At 42.7% G+C, this 16,616-nt stretch carries 20 protein-coding genes; 7 read left to right on the forward strand and 13 right to left on the reverse strand.

Annotation, left to right across the window (positions count from 1 at the left end; all coding sequences use genetic code 11):
• Positions 1-153 precede the first annotated feature (153 nt).
• The 5 genes from V6259_RS06185 to V6259_RS06205 form a co-directional block, all read right to left on the reverse strand.
• The gene (locus V6259_RS06185; RefSeq protein ID WP_341583758.1) at positions 154-372 is read right to left on the reverse strand and encodes a hypothetical protein; all 219 of its coding nucleotides are present in this window, start codon (positions 370-372) and stop codon (positions 154-156) included.
• 13 nt (positions 373-385) lie between these two features.
• A complete protein-coding gene (locus tag V6259_RS06190; protein ID WP_341583759.1) occupies positions 386-556 on the reverse strand; it encodes an HNH endonuclease in 171 nt (56 codons plus the stop codon).
• Between the two features lie 91 nt (positions 557-647).
• Entirely contained in the window at positions 648-2,294 is a 1,647-nt protein-coding gene (gene groL, locus V6259_RS06195) for a chaperonin GroEL (protein WP_341583760.1), read from the reverse strand.
• 57 nt (positions 2,295-2,351) lie between these two features.
• Positions 2,352-2,642 carry a co-chaperone GroES gene (locus tag V6259_RS06200; protein WP_133011377.1) on the reverse strand — a complete coding sequence of 97 codons (291 nt, stop codon included), beginning with the start codon at positions 2,640-2,642 and terminating at the stop codon, positions 2,352-2,354.
• A 136-nt stretch (positions 2,643-2,778) separates the two neighbouring features.
• Complete coding sequence (locus tag V6259_RS06205; RefSeq protein WP_133011376.1) at positions 2,779-3,258, reverse strand: FxsA family protein; 480 nt, start codon at positions 3,256-3,258, stop codon at positions 2,779-2,781.
• A gap of 48 nt (positions 3,259-3,306) precedes the next feature.
• Here V6259_RS06205 and V6259_RS06210 point away from each other — a divergent pair, with 48 nt between their 5' ends.
• On the forward strand, positions 3,307-3,615 hold the full coding sequence (locus tag V6259_RS06210; RefSeq protein ID WP_341583761.1) for an MGMT family protein: 309 nt from the start codon (positions 3,307-3,309) through the stop codon (positions 3,613-3,615).
• An 85-nt stretch (positions 3,616-3,700) separates the two neighbouring features.
• Here the strand turns inward: V6259_RS06210 and V6259_RS06215 are convergent, their stop codons facing one another.
• A complete protein-coding gene (locus V6259_RS06215) occupies positions 3,701-4,186 on the reverse strand; it encodes a YajQ family cyclic di-GMP-binding protein (protein WP_341583762.1) in 486 nt (161 codons plus the stop codon).
• 85 nt (positions 4,187-4,271) lie between these two features.
• Between V6259_RS06215 and V6259_RS06220 the strand changes: the two genes are divergently transcribed.
• Positions 4,272-5,216 (forward strand): ketopantoate reductase family protein, encoded by a 945-nt coding sequence (locus V6259_RS06220; RefSeq protein WP_341583763.1) that lies wholly within the window; start codon positions 4,272-4,274, stop codon positions 5,214-5,216.
• A gap of 67 nt (positions 5,217-5,283) precedes the next feature.
• Here the strand turns inward: V6259_RS06220 and V6259_RS06225 are convergent, their stop codons facing one another.
• Complete coding sequence (locus tag V6259_RS06225) at positions 5,284-6,117, reverse strand: CvfB family protein (RefSeq protein WP_341583764.1); 834 nt, start codon at positions 6,115-6,117, stop codon at positions 5,284-5,286.
• A 55-nt stretch (positions 6,118-6,172) separates the two neighbouring features.
• Entirely contained in the window at positions 6,173-6,733 is a 561-nt protein-coding gene (locus V6259_RS06230; protein ID WP_341583765.1) for a DUF1415 domain-containing protein, read from the reverse strand.
• A 209-nt stretch (positions 6,734-6,942) separates the two neighbouring features.
• Here V6259_RS06230 and V6259_RS06235 point away from each other — a divergent pair, with 209 nt between their 5' ends.
• On the forward strand, positions 6,943-8,193 hold the full coding sequence (locus tag V6259_RS06235) for a DEAD/DEAH box helicase (RefSeq protein WP_341583766.1): 1,251 nt from the start codon (positions 6,943-6,945) through the stop codon (positions 8,191-8,193).
• A gap of 110 nt (positions 8,194-8,303) precedes the next feature.
• On the opposite strand, the gene ribA is transcribed toward V6259_RS06235, so the two are convergent.
• Together ribA and V6259_RS06245 are read right to left on the reverse strand one after the other, a co-directional pair.
• The gene (ribA, locus tag V6259_RS06240; RefSeq protein ID WP_133011370.1) at positions 8,304-8,918 is read right to left on the reverse strand and encodes a GTP cyclohydrolase II; all 615 of its coding nucleotides are present in this window, start codon (positions 8,916-8,918) and stop codon (positions 8,304-8,306) included.
• Positions 8,919-8,996: 78 nt separating this feature from the next.
• Positions 8,997-9,470, reverse strand: coding sequence for an Lrp/AsnC family transcriptional regulator (locus V6259_RS06245; RefSeq protein ID WP_341583767.1), 474 nt, complete (start codon positions 9,468-9,470; stop codon positions 8,997-8,999).
• A gap of 192 nt (positions 9,471-9,662) precedes the next feature.
• Between V6259_RS06245 and leuA the strand changes: the two genes are divergently transcribed.
• A complete protein-coding gene (gene leuA, locus V6259_RS06250) occupies positions 9,663-11,336 on the forward strand; it encodes a 2-isopropylmalate synthase (RefSeq protein WP_341583768.1) in 1,674 nt (557 codons plus the stop codon).
• A gap of 156 nt (positions 11,337-11,492) precedes the next feature.
• On the opposite strand, the gene V6259_RS06255 is transcribed toward leuA, so the two are convergent.
• Entirely contained in the window at positions 11,493-11,918 is a 426-nt protein-coding gene (locus V6259_RS06255; protein WP_341583769.1) for a TIGR01244 family sulfur transferase, read from the reverse strand.
• Between the two features lie 25 nt (positions 11,919-11,943).
• Positions 11,944-12,225 (reverse strand): peptidylprolyl isomerase, encoded by a 282-nt coding sequence (locus tag V6259_RS06260; protein WP_133011366.1) that lies wholly within the window; start codon positions 12,223-12,225, stop codon positions 11,944-11,946.
• A 97-nt stretch (positions 12,226-12,322) separates the two neighbouring features.
• On the opposite strand from V6259_RS06260, the gene V6259_RS06265 reads away from it, so the two are divergent.
• On the forward strand, positions 12,323-13,120 hold the full coding sequence (locus tag V6259_RS06265) for a response regulator transcription factor (RefSeq protein WP_341583770.1): 798 nt from the start codon (positions 12,323-12,325) through the stop codon (positions 13,118-13,120).
• Between the two features lie 98 nt (positions 13,121-13,218).
• Here V6259_RS06265 and V6259_RS06270 read toward each other — a convergent pair whose 3' ends face one another.
• On the reverse strand, positions 13,219-14,460 hold the full coding sequence (locus V6259_RS06270; protein WP_341583771.1) for a GGDEF domain-containing response regulator: 1,242 nt from the start codon (positions 14,458-14,460) through the stop codon (positions 13,219-13,221).
• 190 nt (positions 14,461-14,650) lie between these two features.
• Between V6259_RS06270 and V6259_RS06275 the strand changes: the two genes are divergently transcribed.
• Together V6259_RS06275 and V6259_RS06280 are read left to right on the forward strand one after the other, a co-directional pair.
• Positions 14,651-14,941: a YkgJ family cysteine cluster protein gene (locus V6259_RS06275; RefSeq protein ID WP_133011363.1), complete on the forward strand. Its 291-nt coding sequence runs from the start codon at positions 14,651-14,653 to the stop codon at positions 14,939-14,941.
• Positions 14,938-16,611, forward strand: a complete 1,674-nt coding sequence (locus V6259_RS06280; RefSeq protein WP_341583773.1) for a L,D-transpeptidase family protein — start codon at positions 14,938-14,940, stop codon at positions 16,609-16,611. The genes V6259_RS06275 and V6259_RS06280 overlap by 4 nt, the downstream gene beginning before the upstream one ends.
• Positions 16,612-16,616 lie beyond the last annotated feature (5 nt).

The raw sequence follows: 16,616 nt of genomic DNA on the forward strand, positions 1-16,616 counted from the left end.
CGTTTAAATGGTTAGAGCTTCAGTAATAGAGTTAAAAATCTATGTCGGGTAAGAGAAGCTCATTACTAAGCCTCCCTCCCCTAAGAACTGTGCGTGCGATTTTCACCGCACACGGCTCAAGCCTTTATAAGGCTAGCAAGCTAGACCAGCAACTTAAAGTTCTGGCAAAATATCGAGCGCATCACTGGTAAAATGAACAGGAAAATCTCCAATTGAGCGACGATTAATGCGAATAAGACCAAACTCCTCAGCTTTCTCGTACAATTGAAAGTCGGTCGCCGACTCACTCACTGAAAACGCTTTACCATTTTGCTTTTTCATCATTTCTATCACCCAAACATAGATCTCATCTTGTGTCATTTTTTCCAACATAGTCAAACTCCATTTACTTACAAGCATTTAAAACATGCATCTTACGATGACAATTATGATGTAACAACACCAAGTTATCCAGTTTGTCGCTTCCACCCTTATGACGCTCTACCACTTGATGAATATCCCATCTTGCATCGGATGCCATCTGCTGGCTGCAACATGGACAACGGCGCTGTGCCAATCAAATCTCATCACACAAACCAAATCACACAAGCAAAAAAAAAGCCCCGCGTTAGCGAGGCTTCTTATATTTCAATGACTTAGGGGATGATTTACATCATGCCGCCCATGCCACCCATTCCGCCCATGCCACCCATATCAGGCATAGCTGGAGCACTATCCTGAGGAGCGTCAGCAATCATTGCTTCTGTGGTGATCATAAGACCAGCAACAGAGGCCGCTGCTTGTAGCGCTGAACGAGTTACTTTCGCTGGGTCAAGAATACCCATCTCTAGCATGTCGCCGTATTCGCCTGTTGATGCGTTGTAACCGTAGTTACCTTCGCCTTGTTTTACTTTATCCACTACAACAGACGCTTCTGCACCAGCATTGGATACGATTTGACGCATTGGCGCTTCCATCGCACGTAAAGCAAGCGCGATACCAACGTTTTGATCTTCGTTCTCACCTAGAAGGCCAACTACTTTTGTTAGTGCACGAACAAGCGCAACACCACCACCAGCAACCACACCTTCTTCAACCGCTGCGCGAGTTGCATGAAGTGCGTCATCTACGCGTGCTTTTTTCTCTTTCATTGCAAGTTCAGTTGCAGCACCGATTTTGATGACAGCAACACCGCCTGCTAATTTAGCAACGCGCTCTTGAAGCTTCTCTTTATCGTAATCAGATGAAGAGTTAGCGATTTCAGAACGAATTTGAGCAACACGGCCTGTGATGTTTTCAGCAACACCCGCACCATCAACAATCGTTGTGCTTTCTTTAGTCAAAGTAACACGCTTAGCCGTACCAAGTTGTTCGATTGACGCTTCTTCAAGCTTGATGCCGATCTCTTCAGAAATAACAGTTGAGCCTGTCAAGATAGCAATGTCTTCAAGCATGGCTTTACGACGGTCACCGAAACCAGGCGCTTTGGCTGCAGCAACTTTAACTATACCGCGCATAGTGTTCACAACAAGAGTTGCTAACGCTTCGCCTTCAACGTCTTCTGCAATGATCAACAATGGACGTGATGCTTTAGCAACACCTTCCAAAATTGGTAGCAAATCACGGATATTAGAAATTTTCTTATCAACCAAAAGAATGAATGGATTTTCTAGTTCCGCACTCATCGTTTCTTGGTTGTTGATGAAGTAAGGAGATAGGTAGCCGCGGTCAAACTGCATGCCTTCTACTACTGCTAGTTCATCTTCAAAACCAGAACCTTCTTCTACAGTGATCACGCCTTCTTTACCAACGCGCTCCATTGCTTCAGCAATGATTTTACCCACAGAAGAATCAGAGTTTGCAGAAATTGTACCGACTTGCTCTACCGCACGAGTATCTTTACACGGTGTAGAAAGTGCAGCAATTTCTTTAACAACGGCGGCAGCAGCTTGATCGATACCACGCTTAAGATCCATTGGGTTACGGCCAGCAGCAACCGCTCGCAGGCCTTCAGCAATGATAGACTGAGCTAGCACTGTTGCTGTTGTTGTTCCGTCACCAGCGACATCATTGGCTTGAGAAGCAACTTCTTTCACCATTTGAGCGCCCATGTTTTCGAACTTATTTTCTAGTTCAATTTCTTTCGCTACTGTCACGCCGTCTTTAGTGACAAGCGGTGCGCCGAAAGATTTTTCAATAACAACATTACGACCTTTAGGTCCTAATGTTACTTTTACTGCATCTGCAAGAACGTTTACGCCTTTTAGCATTTGCTGACGTGCGCTATCTCCGAATTTAACTTCTTTAGCTGCCATTTTCTTATACCTTAACTGTTGTAAGTGTTATGAATAGTAATAGAACTGTGGGACGAGTTAGGCTTCAACAATGCCGTAAACTTCATCTTCTTTCATGATAAGCAGTTCTTCACCTTCGATTTTAACAGTTTGACCGGAGTACTGGCCAAACAACACAGTATCACCGACTTTAACGGCTAATGCTTGCACATCGCCATTGGATTGAATACGGCCAGTGCCAACAGCTAAAACCTCACCTTGAGTAGGCTTTTCTGTAGCAGATCCTGGTAAAACAATACCAGATGCAGTTGTTGTTTCTTCTTCTTTACGTCGAACAACGACACGATCGTGCAAAGGACGAATATTCATTGATCAATCTCTCCAATTAAAAACAAAGTAAAAGCCAGGACGTCCCTGGCAGGACTACACTCACCGTCATAGGGCAAGTAACTATCTCGAATTCTTATATACGGCTAACAAAGTGCATTTCAACCCTTAGCCGCAATTATTTTTTATCAATTAAATCATGATTATCATCTGGCTCTTTAGAATACTCTCCATCAAAAGTATCCCCTTCTTTTTCAGAAAACTGACTGCTTTGGAAATTCCATTGACTACCGCGTTTTACCATGGAGGCAATAAAGTTAACAACCAAGCCAGCCGCCACCAGTTTACGAACAGGCGGGATCAATAAAAGCGCACCAATTGAATCGGTAATGAAGCCTGGCATTAAAAGACACAAGCCAGCAAACAGCAACATAATACCTTCAGCCACTTCAGATGCTGGCAATTCACCTCGGCGAAGTTTCTCTTGCGCCTTCATTGACGTTTCTAATCCTTGCTTACGTATCAAGGTCACCCCTAGAATAGCAGTCAGGAAAACCAAGCCAATGGTAGGCAAAGCACCAATACTACTGCCCACTTTAATCAAGAGCGTTAACTCAATGACTGGGACTAGAATAAACAATAAAAGCGCAATTCTCATATCTACCTTCTTTATAATAAGTTCAACTCAGTATTTAAGGGCGAAGTGGTGACTAATCAAGCAATAGACCATTTTAAATCACAAGTCTTTTTAATTTTGAACAGCGTACCTCACGGCGAATGCATTGCCTATGGTGAACTAGCCAAACTTGCAGGTTTTCCTAATCACGCTAGACAAGTGGGCGCGATGATGAAAAATTTACCCAAAGACACCAAATTGCCATGGCACCGGGTGGTGAACTCGCAACGAAAGATCAGCTTCCCAGAGAACACAGACGGTTATTTACGCCAGAAAGAGAAGCTAGAACAAGAAGGATGGGTGATTATTGGTACAAAACTGGCCATGAAGACAGAGTAAAAAAAATACCAAGCCGATTGAGCTTGGTATTTATCATTCATATCACAAAGAAAAGAACGCTGTCTTTTGCTCTTGCTAAGTATCACTAATCTCGAAAGTTAGTAAATTGCACTGGCTGATTCAGGTCCGCACCACGCAACAACGCCATAACCTGCTGTAGGTCATCGCGTTTTTTACCTGTCACACGCAATTGATCACCTTGGATTTGCGCCTGCACTTTTGCCTTACTGTCTTTGATCAGTTTAATAATGCGTTTGGCTTCGTCGGTTTCAAGCCCTTCTTTCATTTTGACTTCTTGCGACACCCTCATATTGCCTTTCACAATGGCTTCTTTTTCTAAACTTTTTAGATCGATGCCACGCGCCACAAGCTTCTGGTTCAATATATCAGACAACTGACGAAGCTGAACTTCTGCTTCTGTCGACATAACAACACAGCTTTTGTCTTTTACTTCATAGCTTGCTTTTACGCCTTTGAAATCATACCGTGTGGTGATTTCTCTGTTCGCTTGGTCAACGGCATTGGTCACTTCGTGCCAATCCAGTTCGGAAACAACGTCAAATGATGGCATTTTTATGCTCCTTTACATGGTCAATAATGGATTTGGGCGCGATAATAACAGGGATTGAAATAAAATACCTAATGGAAGTCTTATTATGAAAACCACAACTTGGCTCGTTGTCGGCGCTGGCGCCATTGGTCTACTCTGGACCTGCAAACTTAAAAAGCTCGGCTTCAATGTCCATTTAGTTTATCGAAACGAAGACCCCAGCAACCTAATTACGCTAGACGACTCACTCGCAGGGGAAGAAGACACCCCCACATTATCTGACTATAAAATCAAACGTTTCAAAGCATCCAAGCTAAATCAAAACTACGATAAAGTACTCTTTTGCACCAAAGCCTACGACTTACAAGACGCCTATCATGCTGTCGAACCACACCTAAGCGAAACCGCAGACATTGCTTGCCTCTGCAACGGTCTTGGCGCTCAAGAAAAACTACAGCAGGCTATTAAACCAACACAAACATTGTGGGCTGGCACCACCAGTGAAGGCGCGCTGAAAATCGCGCCAAACAAGGTCAAACACACAGGACTTGGTGACACGTATTTCGGACAGTGGCTCGCCTCGAAGGAGAACAAGCACTTCCCTATTCCTTCTTTTGAAGTGGTTAATATCCACCAAAGACTGATAGAAAAACTGGCCATCAACGCCATTATCAACCCAATCACCGCCATTTATGGCATCCAAAATGGTGATATTTTAAGCAACGACTACGAAAATCTTTTTAAAACAGCCACTGCTGAACTGGCCGATTTTTTTACTCAATCTGATTTTTCGTTACTAGAACACAGCAAACACCTAACCACTGATAATCTAATCAATCGCATTTCAACAGTTGCTCAGCTAACGCGTCTCAACCGTTCATCCATGCACGAAGATTTGCGACTAAAAAGACAAACCGAAAACGAATTCATCTCAGGCTATTTGATCGAACAAAGCAATAACTCCCTACCCATTCAAGCCGCACTTCACCAAGCCGTCGCCCAACCTGAGCAGCGCGAAGAGATCAAAAAAAAGCTACTAAACACGGTTTAGTAGCTTTTTTAAAATAACTTAATCTTTCGCTTTGGCTGGCATCAAAAACACCAAGCACGTCAAGACATTAGATCTTACTGATTTTCTCTTTCGTCAGCTGAATTTTCTTGTCTTTATAAAGTGCGCCTAAGGCTTTTTTGTACGTCGCTTTACTGACTTTAAAGACTGCATAAATCGCCTCTGGAGACGCTTTATCTGTCAATGGTGACTCACCGCCATGGGCGTCCAAATAATCCATAATATCATCTAAGATATTACGAACTTTCTTGTAGCCTACTTCTTGAAGACTTAAATCGATCTTGCCATCTTCACGAATACGTTTGATGAAGCCGGTGGTTTTTTCGCCTTTACGAAGCTGCCTAAACGCATCTTCAAAAAACAACACACCCCAAAAACGATTTTCAATAATGCATTTAAAACCAATATCGGTTTTATCACCGATAATAATCGAGACTTTCTCACCTGATTTATAAGGCGCTTCTTCTCGATTGAGCAATGTATCTATTCTTGTCGTTGCAACAATACGATTGGTGATGTTGTCTAAGTAGATAAAAAGTAAATGTGTCTCACCTTCTTCCACTCGGTTCTTTTGCTGACTAAAAGGCACCAATAAATCTTTTGGCAACCCCCAGTCAAAGAACGCACCCACTTGGTTCACGGCAATGGCCGTCAGCCCTGCAAACTCACCGACTTGTGCCTTCGGAAGGTCTGTCGTTGCAATTAATTTATCTTCAGAATCTAAGTAAACGAATACTTCCACGTCTTGACCTATCTCAAGACCTTTAGGAACGTAACGTCTAGGCAATAAGATTTCACCTAATTCTTCGGCATTTAAATACACACCAAACTCTTTTTCTTTTACGACTCTTAACGTATTTAAGCGCCCAATTTGTGTAGCCATGAATTCTCCGGCATTAAGTTTTTACGCATTATAACCCATCACTAACAAGCCCAAACTAAACGTCTGGTGTTTGCATGCTATTGGATAATATTTTTTCCAATGACTCTTTTCCCATTTCTTCCATCACATCAATATTGCGCTCTGGAATAGCGTCGGTATCACCATAGAATTCTATGGCTTTTTCAACACTCGCCTCACGCAGCAAATGCAACATAGGATAGGGAGAACGATTGGTGTAATTTGAAACATCTTCTGGTTCGGCACCAGAAAAACAATAATTTGGATGAAAGGTCGCCAATTGATATACGCCCTCACATTCTTGCTCGAACATAATATTTTCCGCTAGATCAACAAAGTCCAAATAACGGTAAAAATCACTAAACAAGGTCGGAAACACAATGATCGTTGTTTCCGTTTCTGGGTGCTCATCCAGCCAATGCACCTCAGACATCAATTCTTCAAGCGCTACTTGCGATTTTTTAGAACGCACGACCACGAAGCGAACACTTTCTCGCTCCATTTCACGCTTTGCAAAAGGGCAAATATTCAGCCCCACGATAAAATCATTCACCCACTTAATGGTTTGGGTGGTTACCAGCTCATCTGACAAATGCATGGTTATCTTCTTCCTATGATTTCGCCATTTTAGAGCAAAGCACCGAACGGGTCTAACTTAACTCGTCATGAAATAAGGTTTCGATTTCGAAACACCATAAAACAAGGTATTATTATGCGTTATGCAGACCATTACACTACTACATTAGCGTAATGCAAGAGAGAGAGGTTTAACTCGCTGCACCTTTTCCCCCGCAATAGAGAGTGTACATGTTATTTGATGAACTAGATCTTGATGCCACAATAGAGCGTGCCATTATGGACATGGGGTTTGAAACCCCTACCCCGATACAAGAACAAGCTATCCCTATTGCTTTAGACGGATCAGATTTACTAGCAACAGCCCCAACAGGAACAGGGAAAACCATTGCTTTTTGTGCCCCTGCAATCCAGCATATTCTTGATCGGGATGAGCAATCGACTACGGCGCCTAAAGTGATGATTATCGCGCCAAGCCGAGAACTTGCTCGCCAAATATACAATGTCGTGATTGAATTGACTGCGTACACAAGAATCGAGTCACAGCTTATTATTGGCGGCATTCCTTACGGCATGCAACAACAACAATTAAGCGAAAACTGCGACATATTAGTTGCCACTCCAGGACGCTTAGTAGAATTAGATGAGAAACATTGGCTTGATTTGAGCGATGTGTCTTATTTCGTCATTGATGAAGCCGATCGTATGCTAGACATGGGATTCTCAACGGCCATTACTCGCTTAGCAAAACTGCTGCCTAAAGAGCATCAAACATTGATGTTTTCTGCCACTTTAGAAGGCGAGAAAATGGGCCGCTTTGCCAGCGCCTTACTTAACGACAGCACTGAACAACTTCGCCTTGGTGAATCTGCTCGCTCCGTCCCCAATCAAATTCGTCAAGTTGCTTATCGAGTTGATGATGAAGAACACAAAGAAGCGATTTTAAAACACTTGCTTACGCTGGACAGAGTCCAACAAGCCGTGGTGTTTGTTTCTAACAGAGAGCACGTTGATGTTTGGGTTCAGCGCATTCGTAAAATGGGCTTGATGTGTGATGGCCTACACGGCGAAATGAAACAAGGCGATCGTAGCGAGCATTTAAAGCAAATGGTTCGTGGACGTTTACAGATATTAGTGGCGACCGATGTTGCATCGCGCGGTATCGACCTTCCTGAAATAAACACCGTTATTAATCTTCGCTTACCTCGCAAAGCCGACACTTATGTACACAGAGCGGGTCGTGCTTCTAGAGAAGGTGAACCAGGCGATTGCATCTCTTTAATCGATGTCAACGACCTACCTATGATCGAGAAGATTCAACGCTTCATGCAAGCTAACATTAAATTTGGCCGCATTGAAGGCTTGGAAGCGAAAAGCAAAGCTCGCTCACAAAGCAGTCGCCCGAGAAAGAAAAAAGCACCTAGTAAAGCGGCCATGAAAGCGATCGCTAAATCAAAAACGAAAGCTAAAATCAAAAAATAAAACTGAAAAATAAAGCTGGAAACTAGAACTAAATAAGTCGAACAGCGGACACAAAAAAGGGCTTTTGAAAAAGCCCTTTTTTTGTATCTGACTAACCACTTATCGTTGTCTTATTCATCAATAAACGTCAGCGTGTGATGCTTGCGATTGGCTTTAGTATGCAAATAAGAGCGGTTATGCTGATTGACATGCACTTTCGTGGGAATCAATTCAGCCACTTCGATACCATGCTCTTGCAACTGCTTTGCCTTGTCTGGGTTATTCGTTAACAAACGAATTTTTGTCACACCCAATGCTTTCAACATTTCCGCTGCCACACCAAAGTCGCGATCATCGTCTGGTAAATGCAACATTTCATTCGCTTGGTAGGTATCGTAACCTTGGTCTTGCAAAGCATAGGCTTCTAACTTAGCGTACAAACCGATACCACGACCTTCTTGACGCAAATAAAGAATATAACCGCCTTCTTCATCAATGCGATCAATGGCCTCATCTAACTGCTCACCACAATCACAGCGCCCTGAACCAAACACGTCCCCAGTCAAGCACTCAGAATGCAAACGCACCAAAGGAACCTCATTTTTAAACGCTGTATTTTTTCCTTCACAGAAAATGCCGATGTGCTCTTTGCCTGATTCATCTCCATTAAAAGAAATAAAATCAGCCATTACGTCGCCCGCTCTTACAGGAATCTTCACTCGACGCTTAACCGTTAACTGATTCATTGACACTCACTCTCTTTATAAATAATGCTGTTATATGCGTGTATTATAAGTACTTTTCAATACGAGAACTAAGGAAAACTAGATTAAATGATCTAACGGCAGCGAGGTGCCATCTTTGACACTGCGAAGCAAGAAACTAGATTGAACGCCTGTCACACCAGGAATACGCGTCAGCTTCCCCAACAAGAAGTCATGATATTTCTCCATATCTTCAACCACCACTTCGAGCAAATAGTCACAATTCTGCCCAGTCACCAAGTTGCAATTTCGTACTTCAGGAAAAGCATTTACTTCTTCTTCGAACACACTAAAACGATCTGGCGTGTGTCGATCCATGCTGATCTGCAAAAAGGCCGTCAACTTCAAACCCAAGCCTGAGCGCTTAAGTAACGTTACCTTGCGATCAATAATACCACTTTCTTCCAACGCCTTTACCCGCCGTAAACAAGGCGAAGGAGACAACCCCACTCGATCAGCCAACTCCTGATTGGTAAGACTAGAATCTTGCTGAATCTCCTTCAATATACTCAAATCAATCTTGTCAAACTTCATAAACCCACCATTTTCACCCACTTTTTCCACATACTAGCAATTTAATGCCAAAGAATATGTGATTTTTATTAAAAAACGCAATCTTTTACCCAAGGTTTTTCGTTACTATAGAAACATCAACAAGCGCCTACTATATAGATGCGTATAACACACTGGGGTTTACCGACCCTTCAACCAGCAAGGACTTACATCATGACGTCTTTTGACCACACTAAGTACACGCCATTCAAACCAGTGGCTATCCAAAACCGCACTTGGCCTGACCAAGTCATCACCAAAGCACCTATTTGGTCTAGCGTTGACCTGCGCGATGGCAACCAAGCACTGGTTGAACCAATGACAGTGGAACAAAAGAAACAATTTTTCGCCTTACTGGTAGATGTGGGTTTTAAAGAGATTGAAGTAGGTTTTCCAGCTGCGTCACAATTAGATTTTGATTTTGTACGCTGGTTGATTGAAGAAGAACAAGTGCCTGACGATGTTTACATCCAAGTATTGACTCAAGCACGTCCTGAATTGATTGAGCGTACTTATGAGTCTTTGAAAGGCGCTAAAAAAGCCATCGTTCACGTTTACAATTCCACATCGACGACTCAACGCGAGCAAGTGTTCCGCATGGACATGGCTGGCATTAAAAAAATTGCCGTTGACGGCGCTCAGTGTGTCAAAGATCACGCGGCGAAACACCCAGAAACAGAATGGGTCTTCCAGTACTCTCCAGAGAGTTTCACTGGTACAGAAATCGATTATGCAATTGAAGTGGTCGATGCCGTATCTGAAGTATGGCAACCAACCCCTGAAAACAAAATTATCATTAACTTGCCAGCCACAGTCGAAGTGTCTACACCCAATCGCTACGCTGACCAAATTGAATACTTCTGCCGCAACGTTAAAAAACGCGACAGCATGCTAGTGAGCTTACACACCCACAACGACCGTGGTTGTGGCGTGGCCGCCGCTGAACTTGGTGTTATGGCCGGCGCAGACCGCATCGAAGGCACCTTGCTAGGAAATGGCGAGCGCACAGGTAACATGGACATAGTCACCATGGCGATGAACATCTACAGCCAAGGCATTGATCCTGAGCTAGCGCTAGGCGACATGGACCGTATCATAAGCGTGGTTCAAGCCTGCACCTTGCTTCAAGTACACCCGCGTCACCCTTACGCAGGCGAGTTGGTATTTACCGCTTTCTCTGGCTCTCACCAAGACGCCATTAAAAAATGTTTGGCTAACCAAACAGATGACAAACCTTGGGATGTGGCTTACTTGCCTATCGACCCTCGTGATGTGGGCCGCAGCTATCAAGAAGTGATTCGCGTAAATAGCCAATCTGGTAAAGGCGGCATCGCTTATACCCTTGAGCAAGAATACGGTTTGGCTTTGCCTCGCTGGTTGCAAGTAGAATTCAGCCCAATCGTACAGCGATTTGCTGAAAAAGACGGCGGTGTTGTTAACGCTGAATCGATGAAAGACTTGTTCGAAAGCAGCTTTGTCACCGGCACTAGCCCTTACAAACTTGGCCGCTATGACCTTGCTAAAGAAGAGGAAGATACGGTTCGTGCTGAATTGCTTAGCGACAGCGGCAGCGTAAAAATCAGCGGTTCTGGCAACGGTGCCTTGTCTGCTTTCAGTGAAGCGCTTGGCAACCACTTTAATATGCGCGTAGACATCATTCAGTATCAAGAACACGCTCTGACCGTAGGCAGTGACTCACAAGCCATCGCTTATGTTCAAGTTAATATTAATGGTGATCGCTTTAATGGCGTAGCGATAGACAACGACATTGTGTCTGCCTCTATTCAAGCCTTGCTTGCAACGGTAAACCAAAAAGCCATTCAGAGTGAAAGCGCGGCTGTCGCTTAAAGGCAGTCACTTAAAGACAGTCACTTAAAGACAGAAACAGTGTCATTTCCATCTGGACCGTCATTATCCATGACGCATAGTCTAGACAATAAAAAGCCGCTTCATTGATCATGAAGCGGCTTTTTATCTATTGCGTATTACTTAGCCATTCATAACTTATTTGATTAATGGCTGCATCGCTGGCTCACAACGAGAAAGATCGAACCCTTTTGCTGTCACGTCCGCTTTAAGGTCATTGTAATTCTGGCCCTGTGCGTTATTCATTAATACCCACAAAACCGAAGATCGAGTACCAGTACGACAAAACGCTAAGGTTTTCTTCGCGTCGGCAATCGCCGTAGCTTGAGTACTAACTTGCGACTCGCCAAGTTTTTTTAAATCCACTGGATTATGAACATACTCAAAACCTAACGTTTCAGCGGCTTCTTTTAGATCATCGGACAACGGCTGATCTTCTGCTTCCTGATCAGGGCGATTATTAATAATACGCTCAAACCCCAGCATTTTTAGTTCAACCAAGTCATCAGAGATAACTTGCGGCGCAACGAAGTAATTATTTCCCAATGAAATAGGGGTATTCATCTTCACTCTCCTTTACATGCGTTTTTTAAGATCTATACAATACTTTTATTAAATGGAAACCAAATTTCGTCTTGATAGGACCTTGAATTTCTAACAGCGGGCCATTAAAAACGGCTCTATCAAACGCTGGCACCATATCGCCTTTATGAAACTCACCAAGATCTCCCCCTTTTTTACCAGAAGGACAAGTAGAGTACTGCTTAGCGAGCGTATAAAAATTCGCCTTAGGCTCCTTAAGTTTTAACTTAATGGATTCAGCCTCAGCTTTGGTTTTAACTAAAATATGACATGCACTTGCCGTCGCCATTAGAACACTCCAACTCAAATATTGATCAAACTCCGTATTCTAGCGTATTTGATGTGATAGCATCACTTTATCTACTCAAAAAGAAGGTGTTTAGCCAATGGAAGTTTATACAGCAATACAAGATCTGTCCCTACTTCTTGTCGAACCCTCCGACATGCAAAAAAAAATCATCGCCAAAGCCTTAACAGAAGCAGGCATTAAAAAAATAGAATTTGCGGATAATATTAAAGACACATTGGCTTTGATTACAACGTTTCCGCCAGACTTAATCATTTCGGCAATGTACCTTCCTGACGGTTCTGCCAATGAATTAATTGATGCCATTAGAAATAATAAAAATACGGAGAACCAGTGTTTTATGCTGGTATCCAGTGAAAGTAACCGAGAAAACCTAGAACACTTACGTCAGTCTGGCGTCTTAGCTATTCTACCCAAACCCTTCACCAATAAAGATCTACAAAGAGCTATTTATTCAGCACTAGACCTTATTGTTGAGGAAGAAATAGACCTAGAATTGTTCGACCCAAGGTCTCTAAGAGTGCTTGTTGTTGATGACAGTCTAATGGCTCGAAAGCACATCAGCCGCACATTAAACTCCATGGGGATAGAGCACATTGAGGTTGCAGAAAATGGCAAAAGCGCAATAAACATACTCAACAATGCAGAGTTTGATTTAATTATTACAGACTACAACATGCCTGAAATGGATGGTCGAGAATTAACAGAAGCGGTTCGCCACTCTATAGATCTGGACCATATTCCCATCCTTATGGTGAGTTCAAACGCAGGCGACAACCAATTAGCCAATATTGCACACGAAGGGGTTGATGCTATTTGTGGCAAACCTTTTGAACCCGCAGTCGTTCGTAAACTACTTGCGAAAATTTTAAACTAACCTTGAACCATGGGAGGCAAACAGCAACAATCAAGTCAGCACGAGTTCTTGCCGACTTGATGATTGATGATTGATGATTGATGATTGATGATTGATGATTAGCCTAAAACAATTTGATCTCGACCAAGGCGTTTAGCCTCAATCAAACAAGAGTCTGCTACCTTAAGAGCGTCTTCTAACGAAGCCTCTTTTGTCATGTACGCGCCAATACTGCAGGTAACAGCAATGTTCGCTTCAGTGAAAGCACAGCGTCTAAGCTTTAAAAGAAAATCGTCTAGCTGTTTTTCAAAAGAAACACCTCCCTTGCCAACCACACAAAAGACCTCGCCGGAGAATCGTGCTGCAAGTGCATCCGGAAAAGACGCCATAATTTCAACGCCTATTTCTTTCAGTAAGGCATCTCCAACCATGCAACCATAAGCATCATTAACGGCTTTAAAGTGATCTAAATCCAACAAGGCTAATCCAACACCATCAACCTTGGTAGATTCCTTATCAAAATACGCTTGCCCTTCATCAAACAAATAACGTCGATTTTTCAGCTGTGTCAGAGAATCCACATTGGCAAGATCTCGAATCGTTTCCAACATCTCTTGTGATTCCAAGTTGTGGATAATCCGACAATAAAACTCTTCATGGTAGAACGGCTTTTTAATAAAATCATTCGCCCCCATTTTAATAAATTTTGCCGATAAGGTAGTGTCCCCTTCTGCAGAGAGACCAATAATAACCAAATCTTGAAAACGAGTATTTTGACGTAATAATTGGACCAACTCATAGCCATTGATCAGTGGCATATTATGATCAGTAATCAACAACTGAATGTCAGGTTCAGACTCCAACTTAGCTAACGCTTCTTGTCCATCTTTTACATCAATAACATTAAAGCGATATTGCTCAAGCAAAACTTTTATAAAAAGCCGGCTAGTTGATGAGTCTTCAGCCACTAACGCTTTTATTGCTTGGTTCTTTTTAAGCCGTTCAATCATACTAATGGCGTGACTGAAAGAATAATGACTGTCTTTGGTTATGTAATCCAAGACGCCTTTATTCAGAAGTTCGAGACGCAACTCATCATCAAATGTATCGGTTAGCACAACACAGGAAATATTAAACGACAACACCAGATCAACAACTTCACCATGAAGTGCATCTGACATATTCAAATCAACGATCGCAGCAAAAAAAGGCGCGTCTTTGCACGCTAGCAACGCAGCCTGTGCCTCTTGATAAGAAGAGCATAAAACTGAAGAAAAAGAAGGCACTTTAGATAATAAGTGAGTCAGAATTTTTAAGACAACAGGGTTCTCTTCAACCACTAAAATTTTGTTCATCATCATGATAAAAACGCTTTAATTTGACCGATTTTGCGAAATAATTAATAAGCTTATTTAAAGCTTCCCTATTGCCCTATACCTTGAATACTTTAAAATAGAACGTAAATGCATAAGTTTATGAACATTCAATTTATTGACACTAACTTATTGCTTTTTTTAATTCTTTTGCCATTTAACAAGGTATTTCCCTGATATGCAATGTCGTTCTCATTGCGGTGCCTGTTGCACAGCGCCTTCTATTTCATCCCCTATTCCAGGGATGCCAAATGGCAAAGCCGCCGGACAAGCCTGTATTCATCTTGTTGAAGAGTATCGTTGCGCTATTTTTAACGATGCATCACGCCCAAAAGTGTGCAGTGATTTTATGGCAGAAGCAATGATTTGCGGCAACTCTAGAGAAGAAGCAATGATCATTATTGCCTCTATCGAAGCAGCAACCACACCAACGGATAACGATTCTATTGCTAGGAGCAGCACCCAATGACACTCGCTTTTAAACGCCCGCTTGCCTTTCTATTTCTATCGCTAATATTGAGCGCTTGCTCAACACAAAATACCAGTAGCCGTTTAGTCGTTGAACCTCCTAGCGAATCACAGATTAAAAGCAGTGTTAAAGATCAAGTATCCATGATGCTTAATGCTTTTACGCCTGTCGCTGGTCAAGCACTTCCAAATAACACTGTGTTATCAACGTACGCACAAAGGGGCTATCGTCCAATTTGGATCAAAGACAAACACATAGATCCTTCTATTTACAAACTAGTGACCATTCTCGAAAAAGCCAAAAGCCACGGCCTCAATCCGATTTATTACCATGTCGGCATTATTAAGCATTATTTGGCCCTCAAATCCCCTACGCCACAGCAATTGGCAGAAATGGATGTGATTACTACCATTGCTTTATCGAGTTACGCCCACGACATCAGCAATGGCCGTTATGAGCCTCAACTCATTGACCCAAATTGGCAATTAGATGCTCCAAGCCGAGACTGGAAAGATTTACTGTCGTTAAGCTCTGCTGGCGAAATGGTCGATTCACTGCCTCTGCTTGCACCTAGAAGCTCACAATATCAAATTTTACAAAAATGGCTTGTCTACTACCAACAACTCGCTAAAAAAGAAAAAGACATTATCGTCAAACCTGGCAGTGCGCTGTCTATCGGCGACGAAGGCCCAAGAGTCTCTCAATTACGAGCACGATTAGTTCAACTCGGCGACATCCGCTTTTCAACTCGAAAAGTAGACGAAGATAGATTTGATAAGAAACTAAGAGAAGCTTTAATGAGCTTTCAACATCGCCACCACTTAACGGCAGATGGGGCAGCTGGCGCGCAAACTATCAGCATGCTCAATGTCCCTCTTAAAAAACGCGCTGAGGAAATTGCCTTTAACCTAGAAAGATGGCGCTGGCTTCCCAATAAACTTGAAGCCAATCGCATCTGGGTAGACCTTACAAACTACTCAGTAGACGTATATCTAAATGGTGCTCGCACAACCATGAAAGCTGTGGTCGGCAAGCCTGATAGAATGACACCGGTATTCAAAGGCATGATGACGTATATGGTCGCCAACCCAAGCTGGCGCATCCCACAACGAATCGCCCGCGAACACTTACTTCCAAAGCTTCAAGCTGACCCGAACTATTTAGGTAAACATGGTTTTAGAGTTTTCTCAAGCTGGAGTATTGGCGCTAAAGAATTAGACCCTACAAGAATCAATTGGAGAAGCATTGCTCCCGAAGACCTAGCCTTTCGATTCGAGCAAATACCAGACGAAGGCAATGCTCTGGGTGAATTTAAGTTTATGTTCCCTAACAAGAATGAAATCTACTTGCATGACACACCAGCAAAATACCTATTTAAGCGAACAAACAGAGATTTCAGCTCTGGCTGCATTCGTTTAGAAAAAGCAGAAGAATTCGCAAAAACCATTACTAACGGCAGCCCACAAGCCAAAGTTCTCGCGAAATACATTAAAAACAAACAGACTAAAATTATTACTTTACCCACCTATATTCCCGTATATATCGTCTACTTTACTGTGGTAGCAAACGCAAACGGTATGCCCGAATTTCGTGATGATATTTACCATCGTGACGAGTTAATGGAACGCGCCATGGGATATAAAGCGTTTCAAGTGAACGAACCACTTTAACCCCT

Origin of the sequence: Marinomonas sp. TI.3.20, from assembly GCF_038155025.1 — a bacterium.
Taxonomy (GTDB): Bacteria; Pseudomonadota; Gammaproteobacteria; order Pseudomonadales; family Marinomonadaceae; genus Marinomonas; species Marinomonas flavescens.